Below are 25,581 nucleotides of genomic sequence, written 5' to 3' on the forward strand. Positions count from 1 at the left end.
GCATGCTAATGGCTACAATTCATGTAGACGGCAAAGAGTATGAAGTCAACGGAGCGGATAACCTGTTACAGGCATGTCTTTCTCTGGGACTTGATATTCCTTACTTTTGCTGGCACCCGGCGCTGGGAAGCGTCGGTGCTTGCCGCCAGTGCGCGGTTAAGCAATACCAGAACGCGGAAGACACTCGCGGTCGTCTGGTAATGTCATGTATGACACCAGCGCAGGATGGAACTTTTATTTCCATCGATGATGCTGAAGCAAAAACGTTCCGTGAGAGCGTCGTTGAGTGGTTGATGACTAACCATCCACACGATTGCCCGGTATGTGAAGAAGGCGGCAACTGCCACCTGCAAGATATGACGGTAATGACCGGCCACAGTTTCCGCCGTTACCGCTTCACCAAGCGTACCCATAATAATCAGGAGTTAGGGCCGTTTATTTCTCACGAAATGAACCGCTGTATCGCCTGTTACCGATGCGTGCGTTACTACAAAGATTACGCTGACGGCACCGATTTCGGCGTCTATGGTGCGCACGACAACGTCTACTTTGGCCGCCCTGAAAGCGGAACGCTGGAAAGTGAGTTTTCCGGTAACTTGGTAGAAGTGTGCCCAACGGGCGTATTTACCGATAAAACACACTCTGAGCGTTACAACCGTAAATGGGACATGCAGTTTGCTCCTAGCATCTGCCAGCAGTGCAGCGTGGGATGTAACACCAGCCCAGGTGAACGCTACGGTGAAATTCGCCGTATTGAAAACCGTTATAACGGTACCGTAAACCATTATTTCCTCTGCGACCGTGGTCGTTTCGGCTATGGCTACGTCAACCTGAAAGATCGTCCTCGTCAGCCGCAACAGCGTCGTGGCAATGACTGGATCCACCTGAATGCCGAACAGGCGATGCAAGGTGCTGCAGATCTGCTGCGTCAGGCGAAGAAAACCATCGGTATCGGCTCTCCACGCGCAAGCCTTGAAAGCAACTATGCGCTGCGTGAACTCGTTGGTGCTGAAAACTTCTACAGCGGTATTGAAGCAGGCGAATTAAGCCGTTTGAATCTGATGCAGAAAATTCTGCGCGAAGGCGGCGTTTACACGCCAGCTCTGCGTGAAATGGAAAGCTATGATGCGGTGCTGATTCTGGGGGAAGATGTTACCCAGACCGCGGCGCGTATCGCACTAGCACTACGTCAGGCGGTGAAAGGCAAAGCGCGCGCGATGGCTGCGGCTCAGCGCGTAGCTGATTGGCAGATTGCTGCGATTCAAAACATTGGTCAGCGTGCGAAGTATCCACTGTTCATGACCAGCATCGATGACACTCGCTTAGATGACGTCTCTGCTCTGAACTATCGCGCACCGGTTGCCGATCAGGCTCGTCTAGGATTTGCGGTTGCACATGCGCTGGATAACTCGGCTCCAGCGGTTGATGGACTGTCAGACGACGTGCGCAAGCAGGTTGACGTGATTGTTCAGGCTCTAGCCGGAGCGAAGAAGCCGCTGATCGTAACAGGCAGCAACGCCGGTTATACCCCGTTGATTGAAGCCGCTGCGAACATTGCCAAAGCACTGAAAGCACGCGATCTGGACGTTGGTATTACCTTTATTGCCTCCGAAGCGAACAGCATGGGCTTAGCGATGATGAATGCGCCATCTATCGATGATGCATTGGCTGAGCTGGAGCAGGGGAGTGCGGATGCCGTCGTGGTATTGGAGAACGATCTCTACCGCCATGCGCCAGCTGCACGTGTCGATGCTGCATTGGCCAAAGCACAAAGCGTGATCGTCGTCGATCATCAGCGCACTGCCATTATGGACAAAGCCGATCTGGTGTTGTCTGCCGCAAGTTTTGCCGAGAGCGACGGTACGCTGGTCAATCAGGAAGGCCGCGCTCAGCGCTTCTTCCAAGTTTATGATCCCGCCTACTACGACGATCCTAAGAAAAACACGCCGTCCATTATGTTGGAAAGCTGGCGTTGGTTGCATTCACTGCACACCACCGTTGAAAGCCGTCAGATCGACTGGACTTTATTGGATCATGTGATCGCGTCGTGTGTGAAAGCTTATCCGCAGCTGCAAGGCATTGTGGATGCGGCACCGGATGCGACATTCCGTATTAAAGGTCAGAAACTGGCGCGTGAACCGCATCGCTACAGTGGTCGTACCGCTATGCGTGCCAACATCAGCGTGCATGAACCGCGCCAGCCTCAGGACAAAGACACCGCGTTTGCGTTCTCGATGGAAGGCTACAGTGGTCCTCTAGAGGATCGTCAGCAGATCCCATTCGCATGGGCTCCAGGCTGGAACTCCCCTCAGGCATGGAACAAATTCCAAGCCGAAGTGGGCGGTCATTTGCGTCATGGCGATCCGGGTGTGCGCCTGATTGCTGCCGGTGAAGGTTCACTGGCGTACTTCGACGCGGTACCTGCCGCTTATCAAAATGCGGGTTGGGTTGTTGCGCCTTATTACCATCTGTTTGGTAGTGACGAAATGACTCAGCGTTCTCCGGTCATTCAGACTCGTATGCCAGAGGCTTACGTGATGGTGAATCCAGCGGATGCCGCGCAGCTGGGCGTTAACAACGGTACGGTTCTGGAACTGACTTTTGCAGACCAGAAACTGACGTTACCAGCACGCTTAAGCGAAAACCTACAATCGGGTCAAATCGGTCTGCCTCTTGGTTTACCAGGGATCTCTCCGGTACTGAACGGAACCAAAGTTGACGCTATTCAGGAAACGAAAGTGCGGGAGGCAGCATTATGAGTTGGCTAACGCCAGAGGTGATCGACATCCTTCTCACAGTGTTAAAAGCCATTGTGATTTTGCTGGTGGTGGTTACCTGCGGGGCATTCATGAGCTTCGGCGAACGTCGTCTGCTCGGCCTGTTCCAGAATCGTTATGGACCAAACCGTGTTGGCTGGGGCGGCTCGCTCCAGCTGGTTGCGGATATGGTCAAAATGTTCTTCAAAGAAGACTGGGTTCCGCGCTTCTCTGACCGTTTAATCTTTACCTTGGCACCGATGATTGCGTTTTCATCTCTGTTGCTGGCATTTGCGATTGTGCCTGTCAGTCCAACGTGGATGGGGGCGGATCTGAATATCGGTATCCTGTTCTTCCTGATGATGGCGGGTCTTGCGGTTTATGCTGTGCTGTTCGCCGGTTGGTCAAGTAACAACAAATACTCTTTGCTTGGGGCGATGCGTGCATCGGCACAAACCCTGAGCTACGAAGTATTCCTTGGCCTTTCGGTGATGGGCGTTGTTGCACAGGCTGACTCTTTCAACATGCAGACGATTGTTGAATCACAGTCTCATTTGTGGAATGTCATCCCGCAGTTCTTTGGGTTCCTGACCTTCATCATCGCAGGTGTTGCGGTGTGTCACCGTCATCCTTTTGACCAACCAGAAGCCGAGCAGGAACTGGCTGATGGTTACCACATTGAATACTCCGGTATGAAATTCGGTCTGTTCTTTGTGGGGGAATATATCGGGATCGTCACCGTGTCAGCGCTGATTGTTACGCTGTTCTTCGGTGGTTGGCAGGGACCATTCCTGCCGCCGGTTATCTGGTTTGCTATCAAGACGGCCTTCTTCATGGTGATGTTTATTCTGGTGCGTGCGTCATTGCCGCGTCCTCGCTATGACCAGGTGATGTCATTTGGCTGGAAAATTTGCCTGCCGCTGACGTTGTTGAACCTGTTGGCGACCGCCGCCGTGATTTTGTATAACGCTCAATAAGGGGTGAATGAACCATGACATTGAAAGAGTTAGTGGTTGGTTTCGGCACCCAAGTGCGCAGCCTGTGGATGATTGGCTTGCATGCGTTTGCTAAGCGCGAAACCCAAATGTATCCGGAAGAACCGGTTTATCTGCCACCTCGTTACCGTGGGCGTATCGTGTTAACGCGCGATCCAGACGGTGAAGAGCGTTGCGTTGCCTGTAACCTGTGTGCGGTGGCCTGTCCGGTTGGCTGTATTTCTTTGCAGAAAGCAGAAACTAAAGACGGGCGCTGGTATCCAGAGTTCTTCCGCATCAACTTCTCTCGCTGCATTTTCTGCGGTTTATGTGAAGAGGCCTGCCCAACGACGGCGATTCAGCTAACGCCGGATTTCGAACTGGGTGAGTTTAAGCGTCAGGATTTGGTGTATGAAAAAGAAGATCTGTTGATCTCGGGGCCGGGCAAATACCCAGAATATAACTTCTATCGTATGGCCGGTATGGCTATCGACGGCAAAGCCAAAGGCGAAGCCGAAAACGAAGCGAAGCCGATCGACGTCAAAGGTCTGCTACCTTAAGGAGCCAAGCATGGAATTTGCATTCTACATTGCAGCGCTGGTGGCCGTGGTGGCAACGATCCGAGTGATCTCGCACACCAATCCGGTTCACGCCTTGCTGTATCTTATCGTATCGCTGCTGGCTGTCGCTGCGGTGTTCTTCTCGCTGGGCGCTTATTTCGCTGGGGCGCTGGAGATCATCGTCTACGCCGGTGCGATTATGGTTCTGTTCGTGTTCGTCGTGATGATGCTCAACCTGGGAAATTCCGTAGTTGAGCAAGAGCGCGCATGGCTGAAACCTTCGCTGTGGATTGGGCCAAGCCTGCTGTCTCTCATCCTGCTAGCGGTGCTGGTCTACGCCATTATGAGCGTGAACGATCAGGGTATCAGCGGCGACATGATTGACGCGAAAGCGGTCGGTATCGCGCTGTTTGGTCCTTATGTTCTGGCTGTTGAACTGGTGTCTATGCTGCTGCTAGCCGGTCTGGTGGTGGCGTTCCACATCGGGCGTGAGCATAAGCAGGGCGAAGTCTTTAGCAAAACACCAGAGACAGAAGCCAATAAAGCCAAGGCGATGGCGGTTAAAAACAAGGCGGAGGAGCGAGCATGATCCCGTTACAACACGGTTTAATTCTGGCGGCCATCCTGTTTGTTCTCGGGCTGACTGGCCTATTAATCCGACGCAATCTGCTGTTTATGCTGATTAGCTTGGAAATCATGATCAACGCGGCTGCTTTGGCATTCGTGGTGGCGGGGAGCTATTGGGGACAGGCAGACGGTCAGGTGATGTATATTCTGGCTATCAGCTTAGCGGCTGCGGAAGCAAGCATCGGCTTGGCGCTGTTGCTGCAATTGCATCGCCGTCGCAACACCCTGAATATCGATACTGTCAGTGAGATGCGCGGATGAACCTACTCTACTTAACAATATTGCTGCCGTTAATCGGGTTCTTGCTGCTGGCATTTTCCCGTGGTCGCTGGTCAGAAAGTACGTCGGCTATCATCGGCGTTGGCTCTATCGGTCTGGCTGCTCTAGTAACGGCTTATGTCGGCTTTGATTTCTTAAGCCAAAAAGCGGATGGCGTGCAGGTGTTTAACCAGCACCTGTGGAACTGGATGGCCGTGGGTGACTTTGGTATTCCAATCACTCTTACGCTTGATGGCCTGTCGTTAACCATGCTCTCTGTGGTCACCGGCGTGGGCTTCTTCATTCATATGTTTGCCTCTTGGTATATGCGTGGTGAAGAGGGGTACTCCCGCTTCTTCGCGTACACCAACCTGTTTATCGCTAGCATGGTAGTTCTGGTACTGGCGGATAACCTGCTGCTGATGTATCTCGGCTGGGAAGGGGTAGGGCTGTGCAGTTATCTGTTGATCGGTTTCTATTACACCAATCCAGCTAACGGCGCTGCGGCGATGAAGGCGTTCATTGTGACCCGTGTGGGTGACGTGTTCTTAGCCATTGGCCTGTTCATTCTTTATAACGAACTGGGCACCCTGAACATCCGTGAACTGATGATTCTGGCACCGCAGAAATTGGAAGTCGGCTCCGCCGCCATTACTTGGGCAACGCTGATGCTGCTGGGTGGTGCTGTGGGTAAATCTGCACAGCTGCCGCTGCAAACGTGGTTGGCAGATGCGATGGCGGGTCCAACACCGGTATCTGCACTGATCCACGCCGCGACCATGGTTACCGCGGGTGTTTACCTGATTGCACGTACTCACGGCTTGTTCCTGATGGCGCCAGAGATACTGCATCTGGTGGGCATCGTTGGTGCCGTTACGCTGGTTCTGGCTGGCTTTGCTGCGCTGGTGCAAACCGACATCAAACGTGTGCTGGCTTATTCAACGATGAGTCAGATTGGCTACATGTTCTTGGCGCTTGGCGTTCAGGCATGGGACGCGGCAATTTTCCATTTGATGACGCATGCGTTCTTCAAAGCGCTGCTGTTCCTCTCTTCTGGCTCGGTCATTTTGGCCTGCCACCACGAGCAGAACATCTTCAAAATGGGTGGGTTGCGTAAATCGCTGCCGCTGGTTTACATCTGCTTCTTGGTGGGTGGCGCTGCGCTGTCAGCGTTGCCAATCGTCACCGCAGGTTTCTACAGTAAAGATGAGATCCTGTGGGGCGCATTGGCTTCTGGTCACGTCAACCTGATGACTGCGGGTCTGGTTGGGGCGTTCCTGACGTCGCTGTATACCTTCCGTATGATTTTCATTGTGTTCCATGGCGAAGCACACACCAAAGCCCATGCTGGTAAAGGCATTGCGCACAGCCTACCGCTGATCGTGCTGCTGGTTCTGTCTACGTTCATCGGTGCGTTGATTACACCACCGCTGGCGGGCGTGTTGCCAGAAAGCCATAGCGGTGAAGCGGGTAAGATGACCTTAGAAATTATCTCCGGCGTTGTCGCTATCGTTGGCATCTTGTTGGCTGCTGTCTTGTACCTTGGTAAACGCCAGTTTGTGAACAGCGTGGCGCAAAGTGCGCCAGGTCGCTTCTTCTCAACGTGGTGGTTCCATGCGTGGGGCTTCGATTGGCTATACAACATGATCTTTGTTAAGCCGTTTAAAGCCGTTGCTTACCTGTTACAGCGCGATCCGCTAAACAGCCTGATGAACCTGTTCGCCGTCTTTGCGCGTTGGGGTAATCGTGGTCTGGCGGTGAGCGAGAACGGTCAGCTGCGCTGGTATATGGCATCTATGGGTGTGGGCGCAGTGGTCGTATTGGCTCTGTTGTTATTGGTCAAATGAATAGAGTTTAAAACCTGAAGAGTAGGGGCAACAGGCCCCTACTAATAACAAGTTTTACATTATTCAATTTTAAGGGACACAAAGCGCCATGTTATTACCTTGGCTAATTCTTATCCCGTTTATCGGTGGCTTCTTAAGCTGGCAGAGCGAGCGCTTCGGCACCAAAGCTCCACGCTGGATTGCACTGATAGCAATGGGTCTGACGTTAGTGTTGTCTCTGCAACTCTGGTTGCAGGGCGGCTATTCTCTGACTCAGGCAGCGGGTATCCCGCAGTGGCAGTCGGAGTTCTCCATACCGTGGATCCCTCGTTTCGGTATTGAATTCCATCTTGCATTAGACGGCTTATCATTGCTGATGGTCGTGTTGACCGGCTTGCTGGGTGTGCTAGCGATTCTCTGTTCTTGGAACGAGATCCAGAAGTATCAGGGCTTTTTCCACCTGAATCTGCTGTGGATTCTGGGCGGCGTTATCGGTGTGTTCTTGGCCATCGACCTGTTCCTGTTCTTCTTCTTCTGGGAAATGATGCTGGTGCCGATGTACTTCTTGATCGCTCTTTGGGGTCATAAAGCATCAGACGGCAAAACCCGTATCAGTGCGGCAACCAAGTTCTTCATCTATACCCAGTCCAGCGGTCTGATCATGCTGATCGCGATTTTGGGTCTGGTGTTCGTTCACTACAACGCAACCGGTGTGTGGACATTCAACTATGAAGAGTTGCTGAATACGCCGATGAGCCATAACGTTCAGTATCTGCTGATGTTAGGCTTCTTCATTGCTTTTGCAGTGAAAATGCCGGTGGTTCCATTGCACGGCTGGTTACCCGATGCGCATAGTCAGGCACCAACCGCAGGTTCTGTTGACCTAGCGGGTATCTTGCTGAAAACCGCGGCCTATGGTCTGCTACGTTTCAGTTTGCCTCTGTTCCCTGAAGCTTCTCATGAGTTTGCACCGATCGCCATGTGGCTGGGTGTGATTGGTATCTTCTACGGCGCATGGATGGCATTTGCGCAGACCGATATTAAGCGTCTGATCGCATATACCTCTGTGTCTCATATGGGCTTTGTACTGATCGCGATTTATTCTGGTAACCAACTGGCTTATCAGGGTGCAGTGATTCAGATGATTGCACACGGCTTGTCCGCTGCCGGTATGTTCATCATCTGTGGTCAGCTGTATGAGCGTCTGCACACGCGTGATATGCGCCTGATGGGTGGCCTGTGGGGGCGGATTAAATATCTGCCAGCGCTGTCGTTGTTCTTCGCCGTAGCGACGTTGGGTATGCCAGGTACCGGTAACTTTGTTGGTGAGTTCATGATCTTGTTCGGCAGCTTCCAAGTAGTGCCGGTTATCACGATTATCTCAACCTTCGGTCTGGTGTTTGCCTCTGTTTATTCGTTAATCATGATGCAGCGCGCCTACTACGGCGCACCAAAATCTGACAAACCATTGCCGGGCATGAGTGCGCGTGAGCTGTCGATTATTCTGCTGCTGGTGGTTCTGCTGGTTGCGCTGGGTCTTTATCCTCAGCCTATTCTGGATACGTCCAGTGCAGCAATGACGAACGTGCAGCACTGGTTTAGCTCTGCTTCAACTTTGCAGTCATTATCTACAACAACAAGGCCGTAATTCGCCATGACAATAACTCCTCAACATCTGATCGCACTGTTACCGCTGTTGATCGTCGGATTGACGGTGGTGGTTGTGATGCTGTGCATTGCGTGGCGACGCAACCACTTCGTCAACGCAACGGTGACAGTGATCGGTTTGAACCTAGCGCTGCTTTCGCTCTATTTTGTGGGGCAGCTTCTTTCTGCAACGGACGGCTCGTTAAGCGTAACTCCGCTATTCCGCATTGATAGCTTCTCCATGCTTTATATTGGGCTGGTGTTGCTGTCGAGCCTTGCGACTAGCACCTTTGCTTATCCGTGGCTGCAAGGCTATCCCGATAACCGCGATGAGTTCTACCTGCTGGTTCTGATCGCGACGCTGGGCGGCATTGTGCTGGCCTGTGCTAACCATTTGGCTGCGCTTTTCATTGGTATTGAGCTTATCTCTCTGCCACTGTTTGGCCTGATCGGTTATGCCTACCGCCAGAAACGCTCGCTGGAAGCGGCTATCAAGTACACTATTCTGTCAGCAGCGGCTTCGTCCTTCCTGCTGTTTGGTATGGCGCTGCTCTACGCTGAGTCTGGTGACCTGTCGTTTGTTGGTTTAGGTAAGAGCATGAGCGATAGCATGCTGCATGAGCCGCTGCTGCTGGCGGGCTTGGGCTTAATGCTGGTTGGCTTCGGTTTCAAACTGTCTCTGGTTCCGTTCCAGTTGTGGACGCCTGACGTCTATCAGGGTGCGCCTGCGCCGGTTTCAACCTTCCTCGCTACGGCCAGCAAGATTGCGATCTTTGCGGTTCTGATGCGTCTGTTCATGTATGCTCCTGTCACCAACAGCGAAACCGTTCGTTTGGTTCTGGGTATTATTGCGTTCTGCTCAATCCTGTTTGGTAACCTGATGGCGATCACTCAGAGCAACATCAAGCGTCTGCTGGGTTACTCTTCGGTGTCACATTTGGGTTATCTGCTGGTCGCGCTGATTGCGGTGCAAAGCCAACAGATCTCCGCGGAAGCGGTGGGTGTTTATCTGGCAGGTTATCTGTTCGCCAGCTTGGCCTCCTTCGGCGTAGTGAGCCTGATGTCTAGCCCTTACAGCGGCCCTGATGCAGAGTCACTGTTCTCATACCGTGGTCTGTTCTGGCACAAGCCGATTCTTTCTGCCGTCATGACGGTTTCTATGTTGTCACTGGCAGGCATTCCAATGACGCTAGGCTTTATCGGTAAGTTCTACATTATCTCCGTGGGTGTGAGTGCGCACCTGTGGTGGTTGACCGGTGCCGTTGTCGTGGGGAGTGCGATTGGTTTGTACTACTACCTGCGCGTGGCTGTCAGTATGTATCTCCATGCACCTGAGACATTGGTACGTGATACGCCAAATAACTGGGCACTGACTGCCGGTGGCGTTGTTGTTCTGATCTCCGGGATCTTAGTGGTTCTGCTGGGTATCTTCCCGCAGCCGCTGATCTCTCTGGTGCAGATGGCACAGCCGATTTTGTAATAACCTTTCCTGAGCGTTAATCTCAGGTAAATAAAGCCCCTGTTCGCGCAAGCAGCAGGGGCTTTTTGTCTTTTTGATATTCATCATCTAACCGCGTTTGTTAGCTAAATAGTGCATCTTTGCGTCAGACGCGTCCCTGTTATAAACCCTGCGGCATGCTAGTTTGAAGTTTTCTACAGAGAGACTGACATGCGCGCATTTGATCTAATGACTTCGGGGAAAGAGTATTTTATTAACGATGATGAACTGCGCGAAATTCGCTATACAACGCGTGACCGCGTGGATGCTTTCAATGCACTCAGTGCCCGTAACGTTATGGAGAAAAATCGTCTCATTGCTGACATTTTTGCTCAGGTGGGAGAGAACGTTCACATCGAAAAAGGGCTACGGGTTGATTACGGTTGTAACACTTACTTTGGCTCCAATGTCTTTATCAACTTCAACTTTGTGATCCTTGACTGTGCGAGGGTGACTATTGGCGACAATGTCTTTATTGGCCCAGATGTTCAACTTTATACCGCTCAACATCCGCTGGCGATAGATTCGCGTAATGCGCATATCGGCAGTGCGCAGCCGGTGACCATTGGCAGTAATGTGTGGATTGGCGGCGGCTGTATCATTTTGCCAGGAGTGACTATCGGTGACGGCGTGACCGTGGGGGCAGGGAGCGTGATAACGCGTTCGATTGAGGCGAATGTGGTGGCGTGCGGTAACCCTTGTCGCGCACATAAAGTACTGAGCTAACGCTTTGTGCTTAAAGAGATATTGACACAAAAAAGCCCCGCAGGGCGAGGCTTGATCAGATTATGGTGTAAAAACGTTATTGTGCGTCTTTGCCATATTTAGGTGAACGCGGCCCATAGAGAATGCCATTTGGCGTTCCCGCAGAGAGCAAGCGGACGCTGGTGATACCGGCAATATCGTGACTCTTATCGTTCAGCGTATTGCTAACCTGATTGATCATGGCTGTGACAACCATGCCAAGCAGTCCGCCGGAGTTATTGTCATTCTCGGTGCTAGATGCCGTAGCAGAGCCGCTCCACAGTGTTTTCCCATCGCGTAGATCCACCAGTTTCGCCGTGGCTGAGACGCGGGTATCACTGGAAATCACTTGATAAGACGTGCCATATTGAGTCACCGTCAGATACAAAACAGCATCCGCACCAAAGATTTGGCGCAGCTTGGCAGGGCTTGCCGCGTTGATATCTCCAGCATTGGTCATGCCATTTTGCTTGAAGGTTTCCTCTACCACGGCAACAGGGAAGACGTAGTATCCAGCCTCAGCCAAAGGGAAAGTGACCTGAGACAGAAGGCCGTGGCTAGCCGTTATATCAGGAGACTGATTTTGTGGCAGCAACACCAAAATGCTTTTCGGTTTGCTTTGCTTAAATGCCGAATAGTCATGTTTAACAGGGGACACACAGCCGGTCAGGAGCAGCGCACTGATCAAACCGCATAGAGCGAGAAGATATTTCATTTTATCGCTCCTTTATTCTTGCGGGTCAGAAAATCCATAAACGTCGCCGATTCTGGGTACTGTGCTTTCTCTGCTTCAAACTCCGCCATCGCCAAATCCATTTGTCCGGTATTGCTATAAAGCATGCCTAAGTGAGCATGTAATCCGGGGGGAACCGGCAAACCTTTCGAGCGAGATTTTTCGATGCTCGCCTTGAGCGTCTCAATCTGTTGTTCAGGGCCGGTTTCTCCTAACTGGTAATATTGATAAATCGTGGACTGATAATTATCCCAGCTATAGAGTGGCTTTGGTGCCGTGGCACAGCCTGCTAAAAGGGCTACGGCTAGCAGTAGCCCCGAATGTCTAACGAACTTCATAAAGTGGTTATCCGTATATTTTATAATTATTGAGCTGGCTGCCATGCACCGTTTTGGATCCCTGCGACCAGATTGTTGACGGCTTCACGGATGGCAAGATCCAAAACTTTGCCATTGAGCGTTGAGTCGTAACTTGCGGTGCCGCCAAAGCCAATAATTTCACGATTAGATAACTCATATTCACCAGCGCCCTGAGATGAGAACACCACTTCAGAGGTTTGAACATTAACCACGTTCAAGTTAACTTTTGCGTAAGCCACCTGCGATTTTCCGCGACCCAGGATACCGAAAAGCTGGTGGTCACCTGTCTCTTTACGGCCAAATTCGGTAACGTCACCGGTAATGACATAGGTCGCGCCTTTTAACGTTTGGGTTTGGCCTTTAATACCGGCTTCTTCTTTCAGTTCAGCCATATTGGTGCGGTCTAAAACGTTAAAACGACCTGTTTGCTGCAGATGAGTGACAAGAATAGTTTTAGACTGGTTGCCTAAGCGATCAACGCCATCCGAGAAAATTCCGTTCATATAACTAGAACGGTTATCAAATTTTCCGACAGAAATAGGGCTGCGAGGGCCGTTATATTGGGTTCCATAAGAAGCTACTTTAGCCACTTCTAAAGAACGAGAAGACTCTGAAGCACAGCCACTAAGAAAAGTTGCCAGAGACAGCGTTGTTGCAATAAGAATTTTCTTCATCATAAGTCTATTTTTCACCAGAGTTGAGTTTTGTGTCATGTAATAACTGCAAAGAATGAAATATCAGCTTGCAAGAGTGATTTGGTAAGCCTGCAAATTATATTTTTATATTTAATTCTTTAAAAAATCGCAGCCAAAGATAACAGCTTTTATTTATGATTAAAAATTAGGATGGGTAACTATTCGCCGTTTGGAGGAAAATAAAACGTTTATTTTAAATATCCCGATATGTTATCTGGATTGCAGAATATGTGATTGTTATAAAGAAAATCTCAGAACATTAATGGGAGTGATTCTCAACAACTGGATGGTAAGTTTTGACTCTCATTGTCGATTTGCATTTAGTATGTTAGCCTAACTAAATAGAGCCTCGTGTGGCAACCCATCTCTGCGGATTCCCCAAATGATTAACGATCTAAAGAAACTCCAGTGGCATCTCTGGTTTTGCTGGCGTGAGGTTTCACGTCAAAGCGGCAGCATGGAGCTCACCAACAGTGAGTTTGATTATCTTTATGCTTTGTTGGAGCACCCGCAGGGTGTGCGGCTCACCGAGCTAGCTGAGTGCATGAAAGTGAGCAAGGCATCGGCTAGCGCGATGGTGAGTAAGCTAGAAAGCCGAGGATATATCCAACGCGTGCCTTGCTCAGACGACGGAAGAGCGACGTTATTGCAGGTGACGAAGAAAGGGACTGCGTTAGAAAAAGAAGAGATGGATATCTATGCAGAAACAGCTCAGAAAATGGCGAGCGCACTGACGCCTGAAGAGCGGCAACAATTTGAGTTATTACTGCATAAAGCCTGCCACGGCTTGAATACCGATTAATTTTTCCTTGAACAGTATAAAAAGAGCTATTTAGGACGCGTTATGTTGCACCAAAGTATTACCCGAACATTCTGGCATTATAGTATTCCGGCCATCGCCGCACTGTTAATTAGTGGGCTGTACCAGATTGTGGATGGTGCATTTATCGGTCATGCGATGGGAGCCGAAGGGTTATCGGCGATTAATATGGCATGGCCGCTGTCTGGCGTATTGCTGGCGGTCGGGATGATGATCGGAATGGGCAGCGGCGCACGCTGTTCACTCGCTCAGGGTGAAGAGAAAATAGACAAAGCTCGCCGCATCCTCATGCAGGTTTTTTGGTTGCTCATTGCTCTCGGTATTGGCGTGGGGAGCTGCGTTGCTTATATGGCTCCGCTCTTTATGCGGATGCAAGATGCCTCGGGCATTATTGAAAATTACGGTATCGATTATCTTACGATTGTCGGAATTTCGGGACCGATAGTGCTCAGTAGTATTGCGATGCCGCTGCTAGTACGTAATTTAGGTGCACCTCGCTTGGCAACTATTGCCATGTTAGTTGGGGCATTAATGAACGTCTTGTTGGACTATATTTTCATTATTCGCCTCGGATGGGGATTAAAAGGCGCAGCAGTGGCGACGATCACCAGCGAAAGTTTGGCTGTACTGATCTGTATTGGTTTTATCTTCAGTCGATATAATAAATTGCGGCCTCAACGCTCGCATATTGCTTTTAATTTACGCTTAAGTTTAGCGTCTTTGACCACCGGCTTTTCCAGCATGCTGATGTATCTCTACCTCAGCGTCGTTGTGATGTTACACAATCTGCTCTTCATGAAATATGGCGGGCCGGTTGAAGTGGCGGCTTATGGTATCGCCAGTTATTTGATTGGTTTCTATTATCTCTTGGCTGAAGGCGTGTGCGGCGGGATGCAACCACTCGTCAGCTATTACCATGGTGCGAGACAGCCAGAAAAAGTACGTAAAGTGCTCAACTTAGGGCTAATGACCGCGGTAGGTGGGGGGATCGCACTCGCACTGGCCATCTTTATTCTACCGTCGCTATTTGCCAGCATATTTATTTCTGGTGACACCGTATTACAGGCGGCGACGATCCATGGTCTGCGTCTTCACCTATTTGTGATGTTCCTTGATGGCTTTATTGTGCTAGCGGCGACATTCTTTCAGGCATTGGGGCACGCCCGCTACGCCACCTTTATTACGCTTAGCAATATGCTGATCTTATTTCCGTTCTTGGCATTATTTCCGTGGTTATTCGGCCTTAACGGCGTGTGGTTGGCCATGCCGCTGTCAAATATTTGCTTATCGGTAGTGGTGATTTTAATGCTTAAGCGTCAGCTACGCCGTTTAGGTATTAGCCTTTCCGCGAAGCAGAAACCTTTATCCAGCTAAATGAATGAGATATTAAAATCCAGCCTAATGATATGGCTGGATTTTTTTTAATCATATCGTTGGGCTCAGCGCCTTAAAAAGATAATTCGCGAGCTCCAACACAACAATCTCATTGTCTGAAGCGTAACGTACCCGCACTTACGACTGATAAGGGAATACCATGAAAATATTGACGCCATTGTGGCTGGTCAGCCTGATAAGCGTGGCACCATTATATGCAGCACAAATTCCGACAGGTACGACGCTCGCTCCTCAGCAGGTTTTCCGTTACAACAACCACAGCGAACCCAGCACGCTTGATCCGCAGAAAATCGAAGAGAACACCGCAGCACAGGTTGCGTTCGATCTGTTCGAAGGATTGGTATGGCTGGATGGTAATGGAAACGTTCAACCCGCTCAGGCTAAAAGTTGGAAAGTAAGCGACGATGGTAAACAGATAGTCTTTACCTTACGCGAAAATTTGCGTTGGTCAGATGGCTCGCCGCTCACTGCAGACGATTTTGTGTTTGCTTGGCAACGTGCGGTTGACCCAGCAACGGCGAGTCCTTTTGCCGATTATCTGGCAGCAGGGCACGTTGTGAATGCTGCGCAAATCGTCAGCGGCAAAATATCGCCACAGCAATTAGGCATTAAAGCGGTTGATGCGCGTACTTTGCAGGTTGATTTAGAGCAACCAACGCCTTGGTTTATTTCAATGCTGGCATGGCCTACCACTTTTCCTGTTCCACACACCGTAGTGCAGAAATATGGCGAAGACTGGACTCGACCAGAACACCTTATTTCTAACGGGGCGTTTGTGCTGGCAAACCGGGTCGTGAATGAAAAGATAGTCGCGAAACCTAATCCGCAATATTGGAATCGTGCAGAAACTGTTCTTACACAGGTTGAGTATTTAGTGGTTGATAACGCGGTTTCTGGCTATAACCGCTATCGTGCAGGTGATTTAGATTTAACGTGGGTGCCAGCCGATCAAATTAAAGATATCCAGCAGAAAATGCCCGATGAATTACACATTATTCCGCGTTTAAATACCGAATATTATAATTTTAACACCTCGACGCCGCCGTTTAATGATGTGCGGGTGCGTCGTGCGCTTTATTTGACGGTTGACCGCGATCTTATCGCCCACAAAGTGCTTGGCTTACGTGAACCCGCAACCACGCTGACTCCGCCTCAGGTCACCGGATTTAAGCCTCCTGTGCTGGATGAATTAAACGAGCCGTTAGCACAGCGGGTGATTCTCGCCAAAGGGCTGCTGCATCAAGCGGGTTATGATGAGCAACATCCACTGAAATTCGAGCTGTTTTACAATAAATATGATCTGCATGAGAAAACGGCTATCGCGCTTTCGTCTGAGTGGAAGAAGTTGCTGGGCGCTCAGATCACGCTGCGTAATATGGAGTGGAAAACATACTTGGATGCGCGTCGGGCCGGAGATTTTATGCTGTCGCGTCAGTCTTGGGATGCCACCTATGATGAGCCATCAACGTTTTTAAACACGTTGCAATCAGGCAGTGTCGAAAATGTGGGACACTGGAAAGATGCTGAATATGATAGGTTATTAAAGCAGGCCGAGAGCGTTGCCGATCCCGTGACTCGGGATGTTTTATACTCGCAGGCAGAGCTACGAATTAATCAGCAGGCACCGATTATCCCTATCTATTATCAACCGCTCATCAAATTGTTAAAGCCTTATGTGGGTGGTTTTCCAGTTCATAATCCGCAGGATTATGTCTACAGCAAAGAGTTGTATATTGTTTCCCATTAGATTTAGTTTGGCTTAATTCAATATATCACCATGGGTGGGTATAAGTTAACCGGTGGTGATATATTATGTAGTTATGGTTTTTATCAATGGAATTGATTATATATGGATAGTGAAAACACGGATGTGATTGATGATGTAAATGATTCTTCTAAAGGAGTATCTGGCGCAGAAGCTAACATCATACCGAAGAAAATTAATCGCGCGATAAAAAATGGCTGGCAAGCGGGAATCGTTATATTTGTTTTGACGTTGTGTCTTTTTGTTTATCAATGGATCGTGTTTAAAGCGTCATGGTGGGATTTAGCCGATGTGGCTATTTATTTACTGCTATCCTATGGGGTTTATCGACGCAGCCGCACATGCGCTATATTAATGTTGTTGCTATATATTCTTTCTCAGGCAATAGTGCCAAAAATATCTTATATTGGCAATGTGAATACGGAGTATCATTTTAATATATTGCTGATTATTTTAATAACGGGTTTTTCTTATGGTGTCGTGGGAACGGTAGGATTTCATCGTTGGCGTAAAGGGAAAAGTTTCAACGATAAAAAAATAACGAAATATATGTTTGCTTGCGCTGTTGTCTCATTTCTTCTTTTTTTGGGTATGATGAAAGGCACTGAATGGATGATGCACAGAATTACACCGGCGCAGTGGGCAGCGGTTGACGAAGATATTTCGAAAACTAAGAGTGCATACCCATTCAAACTAAATGATGAAATCACGGTAAAAGACATTTACCGTAACAATAATGTATTGACTTATGAATATATATTGACGAATGTGAAAAAAGAAGATTTCACTAGTTTAAATGCATATCGACTTAGTTTGTCAGCATTTAAAAACATGTGTAATCAACCAATTGTTCAGTTATACAATATGAAAGTCGAGTATCTCTTTACGCGTGATCTTGACCAAATCAGTCTGACCTTTGATAAGGGGGACTGTCCACATTAGTTCAGATGATGTGCTCGATATTTTCACGGTGATAGAATCATTTTATGCTTATTCTATGACCGTGAAAATTATGTCACAAATAAAGTATGTTATAGTGAAAATGCTAATGATGGCCCATATGTTGCTCACCCCTAACATGCTGGCGAGCATCGCCAGCGATAGGCTAAACGCAAACATGATGAGCCAAGAGGCTATTTTATCAGGCATAATATCTCCTGAAACTCTATACGATTCACGATAAATCTAAGTATGGGCTGGAATAAAGCTATTTCAAGTTATATGTCTGAGGTGTTTTTATCGATAGGCGGGTGGAAGCTTATCCAAGCATTCCACCGCTATTTTATCTATTTACAGCAGCTCAAATTCTCCCTGATTAACTCGCTGCGAATCTAACCCAATAAATACGTTAAACTTGCCTGGTTCTGACACATATTTCATTGAGGCATTCCAGAACTTGAGTTGGTTCGCATCAATCTTAAAGCTAATGGTTTTTTGCTCGCCAGATTTCAGCATCACTTTCTCAAAGCCTTTCAGCTCTTTAACGGGGCGACTCATGGTGGCGGTTTTATCCTGAATATAGAGCTGAACTACCGTCGCACCGTCACGTTTACCGGTGTTTTTCACCGTCACGCTTGCGGTCACAGAACCATCGCGTTTCATTATTGGGCTAGACATCTTCACGTCAGAAACGCTGAAGGTGGTGTAGCTCAATCCATAGCCAAACGGATAGAGAGGGCCATTTGCGGCATCGTAATAATGCGAGGTGTATTTCTCTGGTTTTTCCGGGTTATAAGGGCGACCGGTGTTCAGATGGCTGTAATAAATAGGAATTTGTCCAACTGAGCGAGGGAAGGACATCGGTAGTTTGCCGGATGGGTTGTAGTCACCAAACAGTACATCGGCAATCGCATTGCCCCCTTCGGTGCCTGAGAACCAGCTTTCTAAGATCGCATCGGCCTGCTGGTCTTCTTTTTCAAGCGCCAGTGGTCGGCCGTTCATCAGAACCAGAACCAAAGGCTTGCCGGTTTGCTTCAACGCAGCAATCAGGTCACGCTGGCTTTGCGGAATAGTTATATCGCTGCGGCTCGAGGCCTCATGTGCCATGCCTTGTGCTTCACCGACAACGGCCACGATGACGTCAGATTTTTTCGCTGCGGCAACCGCTTCGTCAATCATCGCCTGTTGTGAGCGCGGGTCGACGGTTACGGCTTTCTCGTACAGATTCAGGAAATCAGTGATCCCCGGATCGTTGGAGACATTGGCGCCTTTGGCATAGATGATTTGCGCTTTGTCACCCACGGCGTTGCGTAGCCCTTGGTGCACGGTGACCGACTGATCAACGACGCCGGCTGCAGACCAACTGCCCATCACATCACGTTTGCTGTCGGCCAGCGGGCCGATCAGGGCGATAGTGCCGGATTTAGCTAGCGGCAGGGTGTTCAAGCGGTTTTTCAGCAGCACCATGCTTTCACGGGCGACGCTACGGGCTTCTGGACGATGCAGACGGCTTTCCGCATTAGTATCAACCGGATCTGAACCGACAGGCCCTAAATGACTATAAGCATCGGTAAACAGCCCCATGTCATACTTCACGTTTAAGACGTGGCGTGCCGCATCATCAACCTCTTTTTCGCTGACGCGACCGCTTTTGACTAAGCTAGGCAGGTATTTGCTGTAATACTCATCGCTCATGCTCATGTCGATGCCAGATTTTACGGCCACGCGCACGGCATCCTCGGGATTGCTAGCCACACCGTGCTTAATCAATTCTTTGATTGCGCCGTGATCGCTAATCGTGATGCCCTTGAAATTCCACTCATCACGTAGGACATCTTTTAACAACCAACTGTTGGACGTGGCAGGCGTGCCGTTAATGGAGTTCAATGAAACCATCACACCGCCGCTGCCAGCATCTAAGGCCGCTTTATAAGGTGGCATATAGTCTTGGAACAGGCGCTGAGGGCTCATGTCCACCGTATTATAATCGCGTCCTCCCTCTACCGCGCCGTAGGCGGCAAAGTGCTTCACGCTGGTCATGACGGAGTGACGATCTGCCGGATTGTTGCCCTGCATGGCTTCTACCATTAGGCGGCCCATCTCCGACGTCAGATAGGTATCCTCGCCAAAGCCTTCAGAGGTACGCCCCCAGCGCGGATCGCGGGTGACATCCACCATGGGCGCCCACGTCATATTTAAACCATCTTCGCTGGCCTCATAGGCAGAAATACGCCCTACGGTAGTCACAGCGTCACGGTTCCAACTGGATGCTAATCCAAGGCTAATCGGAAAAACGGTGCGCTGGCCATGAACCACGTCATAGGCAAAAAACAGAGGGATTTTCAGGCGGCTGAGCTGCATTGCCTGATCCTGCATCTTACGAATATCTTGGCGGGTCACCGTATTAAAAATCGCCCCGACCTGACCCTGTTTAATCATTTCGCGAATGGCTTCTTTAGGATTATCGGGCCCTACGCTGATAAGACGCATCTGACCAATTTTCTCATCGAGCGTCATTTTGCTCAGCAGATCGGTGACAAAAGCATCACGCTGCTGGGTGGATTGTGGTTTCACCAACGGGTGAGCCGGTTGTGTTGCGTCTGCATAGACTGGAGACAGCGTAGTAGCAATCAGTCCTGCGACCAGACTGAGCGAGCAAAGCCATTTCATCGCGGAGTTTTCTCTTTTGTAAGCTGCTTTTGCAGCGTAGGGAAGTGGTGGCAGTTTGCCATAAGCGGTATTCGTTAATACACGAATTTTACTGCGTTTTGTTGGTTTAATCATAAAGGCTGTCTTTCTGTACCAGTGCCTGATTTTGGCTGGTACGGATGCGGCGCACAGAGTCACGTATGACCAGAGTTCCATTGAGCAGTAGATTACCTACCGGCGTATTAGGCTGCATCAGGCGGCGTTGCAGCATGCGTACGGCTTCTTCACCCAATTCATCGCGGGGAACATGTACTGACGTGAGCGGAATATCGTGGATGGCGGCCAGATTAAATCCATCCATACTCATGACTGAAATATCCTGAGGCACGCGTAATCCCGCATTAAGCAGCGCATTGACTGCACCGACGGCCATATAGTCACCGCCGGCCAGAATCGCCGTGGGGCGGTGCTCGGCAGGACAACGTTCTAAAAACTGTTTCACGGCAAGTTCGGCGTCCATAGCGCCAAAACTCGGGGTGGAGAGCAGGGCGGTTTCATCATTAAACGGCAGATTATTCGTTTGATAGGCTTCACGGATCCCCGCCAAACGCAGCTCCATAGTGTAGCGACGTAAGCACAGCAGACTCAGAATGTGGCGGTGTCCTTGTTCAAAGAGATAGTTAGCCGAGAATGCGCCGATCATCTGATGATCGGGAGCAATGCCTGGTAAACGCATTTTGCGATCGCGACAGTTGACCAGAATACAGGGTTTGCCTAAATCAGCAGCGAGGGAATGAATGTAGGGATCGTCGATCCCAATTAATAGAGCAGCCTCGGTTGCCGGTTCGTTCATCTTCTGCAGGAACAGAGAAACGTCATTGTCATTTTCTTCAAGAGAACAGTAACGCAGCCGAACTTCATGCGGCTCAAGCGCTTGAGCAATGCCCTGTATCACCTTGTAGTAAAAGATGTCAGACCGCACATCAAAAGCCCGTTGAGGAGCAAAAACGACTAAGCCGTTAAGCAACATTCTACCCGTGGATATATCATCAAGCACCCCATGCTGACGCGCCGCCGCTAAAATCTGCTGTTTGGCAGACTCACTGGTATTTGACTTTCCCGATAGCACGCGTGAAACCGTGCTGATAGATAATCCTGTCTGGGCAGCTATTTCCCTTATTTTTAGCTTTCCGTTCATTTTGTGATCTCGTTCAAATTCGAAAATGACAAAATTTTCATAAGTCAATAATCGCCATTTAACGGGAGTTTTTGACTGAAAATAATCGTTTTTAAGATTCTCATGAAAATCTTTGCAAAAAAGTGCGTATCCCCACGTTTTTAACTTCTTTACTCTCAATTGGTCGACCAATTTCATGCTGTTTTTTGGCCGATAAATTAAAACAATCAAATTAAAATCAAACGGATAGTCAAAGTTAGCAATAAAGTCATTGGTTGGACACGTTATAAAACCTGATATACCAATAATGTGTCAGACTATTGTTTGTTGCTACCGCGATCAGGGGATCACGATGAGTCTTGATATGAATCAACCCGCTGTAGCTGTAAAGGGAAAGCGTAAGATCAAGAATTTGCGCTGGTGGATGTTGGCGCTGTTTCTACTCGGTGTGACGGTGAACTACATCACACGTAACTCGTTGGGGATTTTAGCGCCAGAGCTCAAAACCAGTTTGGGAATGACCACCGAACAATATTCGTGGATTGTGGGGGCTTTTCAGATTGCTTATACCGTATTTCAGCCGTTATGCGGTTGGCTGATTGACGTCATTGGTCTGAAGTTAGGCTTTTTGATATGCGCGAGTATTTGGGCATTAATGTGCATGCTACATGCAGGCGCGGGCAGTTGGATGCAATTAGCCATTTTGCGTTTCTTCATGGGGGGCGCTGAGGCTGCTGCGACGCCGGCGAATGCGAAAACCATCGGCGAGTGGTTCCCGAAAAAGGAGCGTCCTATTGCTGCTGGCTGGGCAGGTGTCGGTTTTTCTATTGGTGCAATGCTGGCACCGCCGATTATCGTTATTGCTCATGCTTCATTTGGCTGGCAGGGGGCATTCATGTTCTCGGGCGTACTGGCCATGCTGTGGGTTGTCTTGTGGGGGCTGTTTTACTATAACCCCGAAAAACATCCGAATTTAAGCTCATCCGAACTGCAATATATCAAGCAGGATAATGAACCTGCGCCGGTGAAATTGCCTTTCTTCAAGGCGTTGGCGACGGTTTCTAAAAACAAGCGTTTCTATGGTATTGCGCTCCCAGCCTTTATGGCTGAGCCAGCGTGGGCAGTGCTCAGTTTCTGGGTACCGCTTTATTTAGCTAATGAGCGCGGCATGGATCTAAAGCAGATTGCCATGTTTGCTTGGTTGCCGTTCTTGGCTGCTGACTTGGGCAGCGTGGCCAGTGGGTATTTAACCCGAATCTACGCCAAATTATTGGGTACCTCACGCGTTAATTCTATCGTTGCAAGCTCGGTCACCGGTGCATTTTTGATGCTCTCTCTGGCACTGGTCGCTATCACTCAAGATCCCTACATCACCATTGCATTGATTTCAGTGGGTGGCTTTGGTCATCAGGTGATCTCCTGCATGTTGAGCGCACTCGTGGTTGAGTCCTTCGATAAAGGTCAAATGGCAACGGTTAACGGAATGCGCGGCTCCTTTGCGTGGATCGCCAGCTTCTTGTTCTCTCTGTTGATCGGTGTGACCGCCGACAAAATTGGCTACAACCCGCTGTTTATCGCGATGGGTTTTTTTGACCTGATTGGCGCGGTATTCCTGATCGCATTTATTGCCGAGCGTCGTCAGAAGACGCATCAGGCATGATTATTTTTTATCTATTTTAGACGAGTATTATCATGAAAACGTTGAAAAACTGGGTTCTGAATCATCAAGCAGCCGATCACGTTGAGCTTAAAGTTGACGATCAGCATCTGTTCCGTATTTACGTTCTGGAGTCTGGGCTATTCCGCGTATTGATCAAACAGCGTGGTGAGCTAGCGCTGAACCGTACTTGGAGTATTGCGCCGCAGACTGATGTACCTTGGGAAGGGCGCGATCGTGAAAGCACCGAAGGATTTACGTTACCGGCGTTTGAGCTGGAGCAAACCGATAACGGCCTGCGTATTAGCACTGACCGTATGCGGGTTAGCGTCAATCAGCCACTATGGCTGCAATGGGAATACCGCAATGACGCGGGAGAATGGCAGCTACTCGCTGCCGATCGTCCAACCAGCGCCTATTTGCTGAATGCGCATGGTGATGGCGTAGCCCATTATCAGCGTCGATTCCCGACGGAAAGCTATTATGGCCTAGGCGAAAAAGCGGGCGATCTTAATCGTACCGGCGGTCGTTACGAAATGCGCAATTTGGACGCGATGGGCTATAACGCGGCTTCAACCGATCCACTCTACAAGCACATTCCGTTTACGATTACTCACAGAGCGGACGTCAGCTTCGGCCTGTTTTATGACAACCTCAGCAGTACCATGCTGGATTTGGGGAATGAGCTCGATAACTACCATCTGGCCTATCGCCGCTATCAGGCTGAAGCAGGCGATTTGGATTACTACATCTTCGTTGGGCCGAAAGTACTGGATGTTACCAAAGCGTTTGTTCGCTTGACCGGTAAGACGCTGTTTGGGCCAAAATGGAGTCTCGGCTATAGCGGTTCAACCATGCATTATACCGATGCGCCGGACGCACAAAATCAGCTGATGAAATTCATCGAGCTGTGTCGTGAGCACGATATTCCGTGTGACTCATTCCAGTTATCGTCCGGTTACACGTCGATTAACAATAAGCGATATGTCTTTAACTGGAACTACGACAAAGTCCCGCAGCCCAAAGTGATGTCGCAGGCATTCCACGATGCAGGGTTAAAACTGGCGGCGAACATCAAACCTTGCCTGTTACAGGATCATCCTAAATATCAGGAAGTGGCACAGCAGGGGTTGTTTATCCGTGATTCCGAATCCGATAACGCAGAACGCTCAGTGTTTTGGGATGATGAAGGCTCACACCTTGATTTCACCAATCCAGCAACGGTGAAGTGGTGGCAGGATAATGTCACCCAGCAGTTGCTAGAGATGGGTATTGATTCTACGTGGAACGATAACAACGAATTTGAAGTCTGGGACGGTGAGGCACGCTGTCATGGTTTCGGTGAAGAAATTGCCATCAAGCAGATCCGTCCAGTGATGCCGTTGCTGATGATGCGTGCGTCCTTAGAAGCTCAGCAGCGTTTTGCACCGCAGCAACGTCCATACCTTATTTCTCGTTCTGGTTGTGCCGGTATGCAGCGCTATGTGCAAACGTGGAGCGGCGATAATCGCACCAGTTGGCAGACGTTGCGCTACAACACTCGGATGGGCGTAGGGATGAGTTTGTCAGGTCTCTATAATGTGGGTCATGACGTCGGCGGGTTCTCTGGCGACAAACCAGATGCCGAGCTATTTGTGCGCTGGGTTCAGAATGGCGTGATGCACCCACGTTTTACCATCCATTCTTGGAATGATGATCACACCGTCAACGAACCATGGATGTACCCAGCGGTAACCCCTGCGATCCGTGATGCCATTGTACTGCGCTATCGCCTATTACCTTATTTCTACAATCTGCTGTGGCAGGCCTGTGAGAACGACGAGCCAATGCTGCGTCCAACGTTCCTCGACCATGAAAATGATGCCGCAACCTTTGCAGAAACCGATGATTTTATGCTGGGTAAAGACCTGTTGGTCGCCAGCGTAGTAGAGCAGGGGCAGCGTCTGCGTGATGTTTATCTGCCAGCTAATGAAAGCGGTTGGTATGATTTCTACACCGGCCAGTGGTTCAGCGGCGGGCAGACGATTACCGTCGACGCTCCGTTAGAACGTCTTCCGCTGATGGTTCGTGCGGGGGCAACGATACCTATCTCTGGACGCACCGCATTTGTTGACTCTTCCGCAGATGATTCACGCGAACTGCTGCTGTTCCCACCGATGGGTAAAGGCAAAGACAAAGGACTATTGTTTGAAGATGACGGTGAAACCCATGCTTGGCGAGAAGGTCATGCACTATGGCTAAATTGGGAAATTACTGCCGATAATCAGCGAATTGACGTTAACTTCACGCGTAAAGGGGACTTCCGACCCGCGTGGAAGGAAATCATCCTTCGTCTGCCGGTAGGGGAAACACGTAAGTTGTATGTAGATGGGGTGGAGGGGGATAGTTATCAGGTGGGGGTATAGAGGGTAATTTTTTGTACGCCTGAGGTTTCGTACGCCTAAGGCATCGAATATCACGTAAGCCTTGTGCAGGCGTCCGAGTTGGGGGGCCAATCGCTGC

20 protein-coding genes are annotated in these 25,581 nt (G+C 49.6%); 15 read left to right on the forward strand and 5 right to left on the reverse strand.

Annotation, left to right across the window (positions count from 1 at the left end; genetic code table 11):
- The first annotated feature begins 8 nt into the window (after window positions 1–8).
- The 9 genes from nuoG (at window position 9) to HMPREF3091_RS21010 (ending at window position 10,872) form a co-directional block, all read left to right on the forward strand.
- Window positions 9–2,759, forward strand: a complete 2,751-nt coding sequence (nuoG, locus tag HMPREF3091_RS20970; protein ID WP_070718755.1) for an NADH-quinone oxidoreductase subunit NuoG — start codon at window positions 9–11, stop codon at window positions 2,757–2,759.
- Window positions 2,756–3,733: an NADH-quinone oxidoreductase subunit NuoH gene (gene nuoH, locus HMPREF3091_RS20975; RefSeq protein ID WP_004092604.1), complete on the forward strand. Its 978-nt coding sequence runs from the start codon at window positions 2,756–2,758 to the stop codon at window positions 3,731–3,733. Before nuoG ends, nuoH begins: the two co-directional genes overlap by 4 nt.
- Window positions 3,734–3,747: 14 nt before the next feature.
- Complete coding sequence (gene nuoI, locus HMPREF3091_RS20980; protein WP_004092603.1) at window positions 3,748–4,290, forward strand: NADH-quinone oxidoreductase subunit NuoI; 543 nt, start codon at window positions 3,748–3,750, stop codon at window positions 4,288–4,290.
- A gap of 10 nt (window positions 4,291–4,300) precedes the next feature.
- The gene (nuoJ, locus tag HMPREF3091_RS20985; protein ID WP_004092602.1) at window positions 4,301–4,879 is read left to right on the forward strand and encodes an NADH-quinone oxidoreductase subunit J; all 579 of its coding nucleotides are present in this window, start codon (window positions 4,301–4,303) and stop codon (window positions 4,877–4,879) included.
- Window positions 4,876–5,178 (forward strand): NADH-quinone oxidoreductase subunit NuoK, encoded by a 303-nt coding sequence (gene nuoK, locus HMPREF3091_RS20990; RefSeq protein WP_004092601.1) that lies wholly within the window; start codon window positions 4,876–4,878, stop codon window positions 5,176–5,178. Before nuoJ ends, nuoK begins: the two co-directional genes overlap by 4 nt.
- On the forward strand, window positions 5,175–7,022 hold the full coding sequence (gene nuoL, locus HMPREF3091_RS20995; protein ID WP_061059799.1) for an NADH-quinone oxidoreductase subunit L: 1,848 nt from the start codon (window positions 5,175–5,177) through the stop codon (window positions 7,020–7,022). Before nuoK ends, nuoL begins: the two co-directional genes overlap by 4 nt.
- Before the next feature lie 88 nt (window positions 7,023–7,110).
- Window positions 7,111–8,649 (forward strand): NADH-quinone oxidoreductase subunit M, encoded by a 1,539-nt coding sequence (nuoM, locus tag HMPREF3091_RS21000; protein ID WP_004092599.1) that lies wholly within the window; start codon window positions 7,111–7,113, stop codon window positions 8,647–8,649.
- A gap of 6 nt (window positions 8,650–8,655) precedes the next feature.
- Window positions 8,656–10,128 carry an NADH-quinone oxidoreductase subunit NuoN gene (nuoN, locus tag HMPREF3091_RS21005; protein ID WP_008814013.1) on the forward strand — a complete coding sequence of 491 codons (1,473 nt, stop codon included), beginning with the start codon at window positions 8,656–8,658 and terminating at the stop codon, window positions 10,126–10,128.
- Between the two features lie 189 nt (window positions 10,129–10,317).
- A complete protein-coding gene (locus HMPREF3091_RS21010) occupies window positions 10,318–10,872 on the forward strand; it encodes a sugar O-acetyltransferase (protein ID WP_004092596.1) in 555 nt (184 codons plus the stop codon).
- Between the two features lie 76 nt (window positions 10,873–10,948).
- On the opposite strand, the gene HMPREF3091_RS21015 is transcribed toward HMPREF3091_RS21010, so the two are convergent.
- Genes HMPREF3091_RS21015 through HMPREF3091_RS21025 form a run of 3 tightly spaced genes read right to left on the reverse strand, consistent with a single transcriptional unit; the run spans window position 10,949 to window position 12,659 of the window.
- Window positions 10,949–11,605 (reverse strand): DUF799 domain-containing protein, encoded by a 657-nt coding sequence (locus HMPREF3091_RS21015; protein ID WP_004092594.1) that lies wholly within the window; start codon window positions 11,603–11,605, stop codon window positions 10,949–10,951.
- Window positions 11,602–11,961, reverse strand: a complete 360-nt coding sequence (locus HMPREF3091_RS21020; protein WP_070718762.1) for a DUF4810 domain-containing protein — start codon at window positions 11,959–11,961, stop codon at window positions 11,602–11,604. Before HMPREF3091_RS21020 ends, HMPREF3091_RS21015 begins: the two co-directional genes overlap by 4 nt.
- Before the next feature lie 26 nt (window positions 11,962–11,987).
- A complete protein-coding gene (locus HMPREF3091_RS21025; RefSeq protein ID WP_087944316.1) occupies window positions 11,988–12,659 on the reverse strand; it encodes a CsgG/HfaB family protein in 672 nt (223 codons plus the stop codon).
- A gap of 400 nt (window positions 12,660–13,059) precedes the next feature.
- On the opposite strand from HMPREF3091_RS21025, the gene HMPREF3091_RS21030 reads away from it, so the two are divergent.
- The 4 genes from HMPREF3091_RS21030 to HMPREF3091_RS21045 all read left to right on the forward strand — a co-directional run bounded on the left by HMPREF3091_RS21030 (window position 13,060) and on the right by HMPREF3091_RS21045 (window position 17,599).
- Window positions 13,060–13,479 (forward strand): MarR family winged helix-turn-helix transcriptional regulator, encoded by a 420-nt coding sequence (locus HMPREF3091_RS21030; RefSeq protein ID WP_004092586.1) that lies wholly within the window; start codon window positions 13,060–13,062, stop codon window positions 13,477–13,479.
- A 42-nt stretch (window positions 13,480–13,521) separates the two neighbouring features.
- Window positions 13,522–14,871 carry an MATE family efflux transporter gene (locus HMPREF3091_RS21035; protein ID WP_070718766.1) on the forward strand — a complete coding sequence of 450 codons (1,350 nt, stop codon included), beginning with the start codon at window positions 13,522–13,524 and terminating at the stop codon, window positions 14,869–14,871.
- 160 nt (window positions 14,872–15,031) lie between these two features.
- Window positions 15,032–16,639 (forward strand): ABC transporter substrate-binding protein, encoded by a 1,608-nt coding sequence (locus HMPREF3091_RS21040; protein WP_070718769.1) that lies wholly within the window; start codon window positions 15,032–15,034, stop codon window positions 16,637–16,639.
- 102 nt (window positions 16,640–16,741) lie between these two features.
- Complete coding sequence (locus tag HMPREF3091_RS21045; protein ID WP_070718772.1) at window positions 16,742–17,599, forward strand: hypothetical protein; 858 nt, start codon at window positions 16,742–16,744, stop codon at window positions 17,597–17,599.
- 348 nt (window positions 17,600–17,947) lie between these two features.
- Here the strand turns inward: HMPREF3091_RS21045 and bglX are convergent, their stop codons facing one another.
- On the reverse strand, window positions 17,948–20,266 hold the full coding sequence (gene bglX / locus HMPREF3091_RS21050; protein ID WP_070718799.1) for a beta-glucosidase BglX: 2,319 nt from the start codon (window positions 20,264–20,266) through the stop codon (window positions 17,948–17,950).
- 106 nt (window positions 20,267–20,372) lie between these two features.
- Window positions 20,373–21,443 (reverse strand): LacI family DNA-binding transcriptional regulator, encoded by a 1,071-nt coding sequence (locus tag HMPREF3091_RS21055; protein WP_070718795.1) that lies wholly within the window; start codon window positions 21,441–21,443, stop codon window positions 20,373–20,375.
- Window positions 21,444–21,774: 331 nt separating this feature from the next.
- Here HMPREF3091_RS21055 and HMPREF3091_RS21060 point away from each other — a divergent pair, with 331 nt between their 5' ends.
- Window positions 21,775–23,082, forward strand: a complete 1,308-nt coding sequence (locus tag HMPREF3091_RS21060) for an MFS transporter (RefSeq protein WP_070718774.1) — start codon at window positions 21,775–21,777, stop codon at window positions 23,080–23,082.
- A 32-nt stretch (window positions 23,083–23,114) separates the two neighbouring features.
- Window positions 23,115–25,484, forward strand: a complete 2,370-nt coding sequence (locus HMPREF3091_RS21065; protein WP_070718776.1) for a glycoside hydrolase family 31 protein — start codon at window positions 23,115–23,117, stop codon at window positions 25,482–25,484.
- The last annotated feature ends 97 nt before the right edge of the window (window positions 25,485–25,581 follow it).

Source organism: Hafnia sp. HMSC23F03 (genome assembly GCF_001816025.1).
Classification (GTDB): domain Bacteria; phylum Pseudomonadota; class Gammaproteobacteria; order Enterobacterales; family Enterobacteriaceae; genus Hafnia; species Hafnia paralvei.